The organism is Dysgonomonas sp. Marseille-P4361, from assembly GCF_900343125.1.
Classification (GTDB): Bacteria; Bacteroidota; Bacteroidia; order Bacteroidales; family Dysgonomonadaceae; genus Dysgonomonas.
Map to the genome: position 1 here is coordinate 480,600 of NZ_OPYL01000003.1, position 6,343 is coordinate 486,942.

Here is a 6,343-nt window from a genome sequence, read left to right on the forward strand (position 1 = left end):
TTCTTATTATTTATACTTTATTAATCCTGAGGAGGATTTATACCATTCATCTCGGCTTGATATACAGCCCATGCCATGATATTGGCGAACAAGACTGAATTATAGACAGGATATTTAGTTGAGTGCTTTCCATATCCTGATTTTGCTATAGGAATATACTTCTTACCTCCTTCGTTTTTCCAATATAATGGATGCATCGTTGTAGATGTAGAAGTAGGATTCTCTCCCGAAAAGGTGGAAGAAGTAAAACCTCCGTCTCCGAAGTATATAAAATTCTTGGTTTTATGACGAAAACCTGTTATCATTTTGGCCAAGCCTGCATCGTTACTTGCTACTGTATTACCATAAGAGTATACGATAATATCATTCAATGGTATATTTTTAACTCCTCTAGCCCAAGATGCATCTTCTCCCCAATATTGTTTTCTAACATCTCCAAATGGCCCATTCAGAATCTCATCATCAACATCTGTCAAAGGATATACAGCCCCAGATCCCAAGTTAATTTTTGCACTATACCCAAAATCATTCGTTGTCTGTCCCCATATTTTTTGTAATAGAGAAGTAGTAGAACCTCTTCTATCGGTTCCTATATCATCTTGTAAATTATTCTGGAAATGTCCATTACCTTCATAAAGGGCTATAAGTACTCCTTTCCTATTCACAAATTCGGCTAATACTCTAGCCAATTCATCTTTTTGCGTTAGTAATTCAACCAGATATACGTCTTGACTTAATATTACAATATCAATTTTTTCCCCTTCAGGTGCATTTAGTAAAGCATATTCTAAATTTGCAATATCCGCAGCCTTCAATGCCCCAACATCTAAAGCTCCCGGACCTGGATAGTTTTTCAAGAAAGGAGTTTCATCGTTCATGAATCGAGTTCCTTCATATTTTATAACACTTTCTTCAGTCACTCCAAAATTATTAGAAGTTGTAAATATACCATATGACCCTGTACCGACCTTCGAAATATTATAACCATAATCATAACCATCAGCTAGCACAAGAACTTTCTTCGTTGGTATAACAACTACAACTGTAGCACTGCAGGTCTGTCCAGACGTATTATTGGCTGTAAGAGTAAAGCGTTTGATTTCTCGATTCGTAGATTTACCTTTTCCTTTCATTACCACTTCTTGCCCCTCGGCTGTAGCTGCGGCACTTGTTATCTTTCCTTGAGCAAAAAAACTAATACCATCTATCTCATCAGTCTTTATATAATACGTCTTACCTTCCATTTTCTCATCTGCTCTGATGCGCAAGGTTATCTTATGAGAGCTATCTAAGTCTTCATTTTTGTAATACAACCCACTCACTTTTATTGTACTACAATCCATTTCATAATCATATGTAGCATAATGAGCGCAATTCCATTTTTCTCCATCCCATGTATTTACTCCCAAACAGAGATCTTTTTCATAATCCTCGTTCATATTGTAAACCATAAGACCTGTATGTTGCAAATCATAATCTTTCTTGTTTGTATTATATTCAGTTGTTCTTCCTGAAGTTATATCCGTTGGATCTTTAAGAAACATAGGAAAAAGTTCATATTTTTCAGACAAATTCACTCGAGGCAACAATAATCCTTTGGAGGCATTAGCTGCGTCGTCAGTCACTCCTTGTTCATTTTTCAGTTGAAGAAGAGAACCTTTATTGGCTTCTTCAGTAACACCAATTGTAACTTGCGAAAACAATGTTAAGCTACAATTAACGTAAACTAGAAGTAATAAAAACAGCTTGATGTTTAATTTTTTTGTAATAAAGTTCATGATCTTAATATAAAGTGTGTATTAGTGTGTTTGTGCAAATCATATCACTTATCAGATAATTTAGATTAGTGAAATAATACAAAGGGATTACAATTCAATGAATTGTAATCCCTTGCAAGTTATTATAAATAAATGTTTAATCCAATTTTTTATTCAAAGATCTTTTATGCATCAATTTTAGCATAAGTCGCATTTTCTTCAATAAACTCTCTGCGAGGTGCTACATCTTCACCCATCAACATAGAGAAAACATGATCTGCTTCTGCTGCATTTTCGATAGTTACTTGGCGAAGAGTACGATGTTCAGGATTCATTGTTGTCTCCCAAAGTTGTGTTGAGTTCATTTCTCCAAGACCTTTGTAGCGTTGAGTATGAACTGCATTTTCATCTCCATCTGCATATTTATCGATGAAAGCACGACGCTGTCTGTCATCCCAACAATATTCTTCCACTTTACCTTTACGAAGCAAATACAATGGAGGCGTCGCAATATATACATAACCTTTTTCCAACAATGGCTTCATATGGCGGAAGAAGAAAGTCAAGATAAGAGTTGCAATATGACTACCATCCACGTCGGCATCGGTCATAATTACAACTTTATGATAACGTAATTTAGCTAGGTTCAACTCCTTAGAATCTTCTTCAGTACCTATCGTCACACCTAAAGCTGTGTATATATTTCTAATTTCATCGCTCTCCAATACTTTATGAGGCATCGCTTTTTCTACATTAAGAATCTTTCCTCTCAAAGGTAATATTGCTTGAAATTGTCTATCTCGACCTTGTTTAGCTGTACCTCCCGCAGAATCCCCTTCGACTAAGAAAATCTCGCAGTTTTCAGCAACTTTACTCGAACAGTCGGCTAATTTACCAGGAAGACCTCCTCCTGTTAGAGGCGATTTGCGTTGTACAAGTTCACGAGCTTTACGAGCTGCAGCACGTGCTGTAGCAGCAAGTATTACTTTTTCGACAATAATTTTAGCCTCTTTAGGATGTTCCTCTAAGTAAATACCTAAAGCTTCGCCTATTGCTTGATCTACAGCTCCAATAACCTCATTATTACCCAACTTGGTTTTTGTCTGCCCCTCAAACTGAGGTTCTGCAACTTTAATAGATACAACAGCTGTTAATCCTTCACGGAAGTCATCTCCACTGATTTCCACCTTTACTTTCTCTAGCATTTTGCTATCATCTGCATACTTCTTCAACGTACGAGACAATCCACGTCTAAATCCAGTTAAGTGAGTACCACCCTCTATTGTATGGATATTATTTACATATGAAAATACATTCTCATTATATGATGTATTATAGGTTAAAGCAACTTCTACAGGAATACCTTGTTTTTCTGTAGTTATATGAATAACATCATCTATTAATTCCTCTTTTGAAGCATCAATATAGCGAACAAATTCTTCTAGTCCTTTTTCTGAATAAAAAGTATCAGACTTAAATGAACCATCTTCTTTTCTTTGTCTTTCATCTGTTAATGAAAGCGTGATTCCTGCATTAAGGAATGCAAGTTCGCGAAGACGAGACGCTAATGTGTCATATTTGTATTCTGTAACGACAAATATAGAGTCATCTGGCTTGAATGTTATTGTTGTTCCTGTAACATTAGAAGAGCCTTTTATTTCCAATCCGGTTACCGGTTTTCCGCAAGAATAGTCCTGCACATAGATATTACCTTGACGGTGAATCTTTGCTCTTAAATGAGTTGACAGAGCATTCACACAAGAAACTCCAACACCATGCAAACCTCCAGAAACCTTATAAGTTCCTTTATCGAATTTACCGCCGGCATGTAATACAGTCAATACAACTTCAAGAGCTGATTTTTGCTCTTTCTCCATTATATCAACAGGTATACCACGTCCATTATCTTGAACCGATATAGAATTATCTTCGTGTATAGTTACCTTAATATCATTACAATATCCAGCTAAGGCCTCGTCAATAGAGTTATCGACAACCTCGTATACAAGATGATGCAAACCTTTTTCACTAATATCGCCAATATACATGGCTGGTCTCTTCCTTACGGCCTCAAGACCTTCAAGCACCTGAATATTCTGAGCCGAATACGATTCGCTCGCAACTTTTTGTTTGTCAGTCATATTTTATCTTGCTGTTTTTAAGGCGATTAAACACCTTCCGTTTTGCGTTTTAAAATCTAACAAATATACGAAATTTTATCGAAAAAAGCAACAAATTTAAGAGGTATACTACCATCGTTTTAAGACTTTATTGATAAGTTTTTTTACTTTAAGAGCAGTTCTGTGTTCCTTATATTTCTTATCACTAATGAAGCCATATTTATGTTGTATTCTATAATAATCTGAATAAAAATCGAAATAAGAAGAAGAAATACCACCTAAACAGAAATTAGAGATCACTACGTCTACTTCTTCCAAATCAACACCTTGACTTACACATCTGCAAATGAAATCATAATCGGCCAATATTTTAACAGATAAATCATATGCTCGATATTTATCATATACTGCTTTCGCTACAAATAAAGTAGAGTGAGGTAAAACACTTTCGGAAATAAAAGCAGCACCACGACGTTGTAGATTATATACTTTACCATCCTTCCAAACTCGTTCAATCCCATAAATCATACTATTTGCTGGATCGACTTTACCATCCGTATATTTTTGCCACATTACCTCCAATGTGTTTTCTTCATACCAATCATCCGAATTTGTAATACCAACTAGCTGACCTTTAGCTAACTTAATTCCTTTATTCATTGCATCATAAACTCCTTTATCGGGTTCACTGATGATACGAACGGTCACCCCTTTTGCTTCGAATTGAGGGATATAACTCTGAATCTTTTCTACTGTTTTATCTTTTGAGACTCCATCTATAACAATATACTCAAAGTCTGAAAAAGTTTGCTTCAAAAGAGCATCAATCGTTCCTGAAATTGTATTCTCGGAATTGAAAGTCGGTGTTATTACTGATATTTTGGGTAATAAATTTGTTGTATTTGTCATTATATACCTAATTAGATAAATTCATTCAATTTCTCAACAACTATATGGGGTTCAATCTCCATGCATTCCATTTTGTTTTCCCTAGAACACGGATATTCTCCAAATACAGAACAAGGTCTACATGGTAAGTTCTTATATATAGCATTGGATAAAGGAAGTCTGGCCGGATAAAAGCCTAAAGAAGGATCATTTGGTCCCCAAATAGAAACAATAGGAATATCAACCAATGCACCTAAATGTAAATTTGCAGAATCCATAGTTAACAACACTTTACATTGTGCAACAATGCAAAGTTCTACTTCCATTTCAAATTTTCCTACTAAAGATCTTACATTAGAAAATTCTTTTTCTAACCCTTCCGACAACAGTCTCTCATTATCTCCTCCTCCTAAAATTAGGATTCGCAAATCCGGATTATTTTCTTTATAGTATGCAATAATTCTCTTCACTCTTTCCAAAGGATAAACTTTCATTTGCATCCCTGAAAAAGGAGCAATAAGTATAGTTCTAGCATCCTTCTCTATATTTAATGAGGAGTAATAACTCGTTATATCTTTTTCTTTAAAATAAGTAGCATCAAAATTGGGAGTAATATTATTATAGCCCTGTCTTTCAAACACACCAGTATATAAGCCGGACAAAGTCAGTCCATCTTTTTTAGCATTAATACTATTCACTCTCTCTTTTGAATAGAAATAGACAGGATCAATACATTCAACTAATGCCCTCTTAGAATATGCTCTCGCTATTTTTTTATCAAAAGTATCTGCTCTCAATAGAGCTATTTTATCAAAACTATAATTGGTTTTCAAATCTTTTAATAAACGATTTCGCCTCCATAGATAGACTAAACCTCTAAACATCCCCGTCTTTTTTCGGAAAACCATAGGAATTAACTTCACATTGGAAGGCATTTGCTTAAATAAATAAGCAAACATAGGTGCAGTCAAAACATAAAAAGTATCTTGCTTATTCTTACTTGCGATATCATAAATTATAGGGAAGGCAATCAAAACATCCCCTATCTTGGCCGACCTAACTATTAATATATTAGACATATAACGTTGTCACATATTCTATTAAACATGTAAATGTAGTACTTATATTTTGTATTTAAATAAAGAAATCTATATTAGTTTCTTCCAATACAATAGGGCTAACATATACACTGTAAACATCTAATTATAAATATATTATCAAGAAGAAGCACCTACACACAAACACTTGTATATCAACGCATTACCAAACACTAACAAGCTATACACTAAACTTCTAGATATCAACACATTAACATCAATAAAAACATTACATCCTCCCTTTTTGACCTGTAAAAAGTTTTGGTGGGCTGTGTAGGTATAGGCTTTGGTGGTGAGTGGTATATATACAAAAAAGTAGCGTCCTCTAGTTAAACTAAAAGACGCTACTGACTTTAAAACGGCGGTTACCTACTCTCCCACAAATATGCAGTACCATCGGCACGACTGAGCTTAACTTCTCTGTTCGGAATGGGAAGAGGTGGATCCTCAGTGTTATAACCACCTTAATTTCTTGCTGTTG

Annotated in this window: 4 protein-coding genes and 1 rRNA gene; all 5 read right to left on the reverse strand. The window is 34.9% G+C overall.

Annotated elements, in window-relative coordinates; all coding sequences use genetic code 11:
• Positions 1–20: 20 nt before the first annotated feature.
• Complete coding sequence (locus DHU68_RS08490; RefSeq protein WP_108822535.1) at positions 21–1,778, reverse strand: hypothetical protein; 1,758 nt, start codon at positions 1,776–1,778, stop codon at positions 21–23.
• Between the two features lie 164 nt (positions 1,779–1,942).
• Entirely contained in the window at positions 1,943–3,898 is a 1,956-nt protein-coding gene (gene gyrB / locus DHU68_RS08495) for a DNA topoisomerase (ATP-hydrolyzing) subunit B (protein ID WP_108822536.1), read from the reverse strand.
• A 108-nt stretch (positions 3,899–4,006) separates the two neighbouring features.
• Positions 4,007–4,786, reverse strand: coding sequence for a glycosyltransferase family 2 protein (locus DHU68_RS08500; protein ID WP_108822537.1), 780 nt, complete (start codon positions 4,784–4,786; stop codon positions 4,007–4,009).
• Between the two features lie 11 nt (positions 4,787–4,797).
• Positions 4,798–5,844: a glycosyltransferase family 9 protein gene (locus tag DHU68_RS08505; protein ID WP_108822538.1), complete on the reverse strand. Its 1,047-nt coding sequence runs from the start codon at positions 5,842–5,844 to the stop codon at positions 4,798–4,800.
• Between the two features lie 374 nt (positions 5,845–6,218).
• Positions 6,219–6,329 (reverse strand): 5S ribosomal RNA (gene rrf / locus DHU68_RS08510).
• Between the last annotated feature and the right edge of the window lie 14 nt (positions 6,330–6,343).

What these genes read in the sequence shown, in the direction of transcription:
- DHU68_RS08490 (WP_108822535.1), bottom strand. Translation starts at nt 1,778, where the DNA reads ATGAACTTTATTACAAAAAAATTAAACATCAAGCTGTTTTTATTACTT.
- gyrB (WP_108822536.1), bottom strand. Translation starts at nt 3,898, where the DNA reads ATGACTGACAAACAAAAAGTTGCGAGCGAATCGTATTCGGCTCAGAAT.
- DHU68_RS08500 (WP_108822537.1), bottom strand. Translation starts at nt 4,786, where the DNA reads ATGACAAATACAACAAATTTATTACCCAAAATATCAGTAATAACACCG.
- DHU68_RS08505 (WP_108822538.1), bottom strand. Translation starts at nt 5,844, where the DNA reads ATGTCTAATATATTAATAGTTAGGTCGGCCAAGATAGGGGATGTTTTG.